2 rRNA genes are annotated in these 1,251 nt (G+C 48.8%); both read right to left on the bottom strand.

The window, feature by feature from the left end:
* Positions 1–54: 54 nt before the first annotated feature.
* Positions 55–168, bottom strand: a 5S ribosomal RNA gene (gene rrf, locus HMPREF2573_RS00420).
* Positions 169–278: 110 nt separating this feature from the next.
* A 23S ribosomal RNA gene (locus HMPREF2573_RS00415) occupies positions 279–1,251 on the bottom strand; the annotation flags it as partial.

Below are 1,251 nucleotides of genomic sequence, written 5' to 3'. Positions count from 1 at the left end.
CAACCCCCAAACAAAACCCCCCTTTGCTTCTGCAAAGAGGGGTTTAAAATAAGGTGCTGACGATGACCTACTCTCACATGGGCGAACCACACTACCATCGGCGCTAAGACGTTTCACTTCTGAGTTCGGGAAGGGATCAGGTGGTTCCATCTTGCTATTGTCGTCAGCGTAAAAGGATTAACAACGCTGTATGAGTCTGTTTATTACCAAATCAAGATTAAGGTTCATCTTACATATTACCAATCAACACAGTCAGTGGTAAACCACTTGGGTGTTGTATGGTCAAGCCAAACGAGCAATTAGTATTGGTTAGCTACATGTATCACTACACTTCCACACCCAACCTATCAACGTCGTCGTCTACAACGGCTCTTTAGGGAAATCTTATCTTAAGGTGGGCTTCCCGCTTAGATGCTTTCAGCGGTTATCCCATCCGAACATAGCTACTCGGCAATGCCACTGGCGTGACAACCGAAACACCAGAGGTTCGTCCACTCTGGTCCTCTCGTACTAGGAGCAGATCCTCTCAAATTTCCAACGCCCACGGTAGATAGGGACCGAACTGTCTCACGACGTTCTAAACCCAGCTCGCGTACCTCTTTAAATGGCGAACAGCCATACCCTTGGGACCTGCTTCAGCCCCAGGATGAGATGAGCCGACATCGAGGTGCCAAACACCGCCGTCGATATGAACTCTTGGGCGGTATCAGCCTGTTATCCCCAGAGTACCTTTTATCCGTTGAGCGATGGCCCTTCCATACAGAACCACCGGATCACTAAGACCTACTTTCGTACCTGCTCGACTTGTGGGTCTCGCAGTTAAGCGCGCTTTTGCCTTTATACTCTTTGAACGATTTCCGACCGTTCTGAGCGCACCTTCGTACTCCTCCGTTACTCTTTAGGAGGAGACCGCCCCAGTCAAACTACCCACCATACATTGTCCTTGGATTTGTTGATCCTAAGTTAGAACCCCAACATAACCAGGGTGGTATTTCAAGGTTGGCTCCACAAATACTGGCGTATCTGCTTCAAAGCCTCCCACCTATCCTACACAAGTTAGGTCAAAGTTCAATGTAAAGCTGTAGTAAAGGTTCACGGGGTCTTTCCGTCTAGCCGCGGGTACACAGCATCTTCACTGCGATTTCGATTTCACTGAGTCTCTGCTGGAGACAGCGCTGCCATCATTATGCCATTCGTGCAGGTCGGAACTTACCCGACAAGGAATTTCGCTACCTTAGGACCGTTATAGTT

Origin of the sequence: Moraxella sp. HMSC061H09 (assembly GCF_001809255.1) — a bacterium.
In the GTDB taxonomy this organism is placed as follows: domain Bacteria; phylum Pseudomonadota; class Gammaproteobacteria; order Pseudomonadales; family Moraxellaceae; genus Moraxella; species Moraxella catarrhalis.
This window is presented reverse-complemented; position numbering and strand designations above follow the sequence as displayed.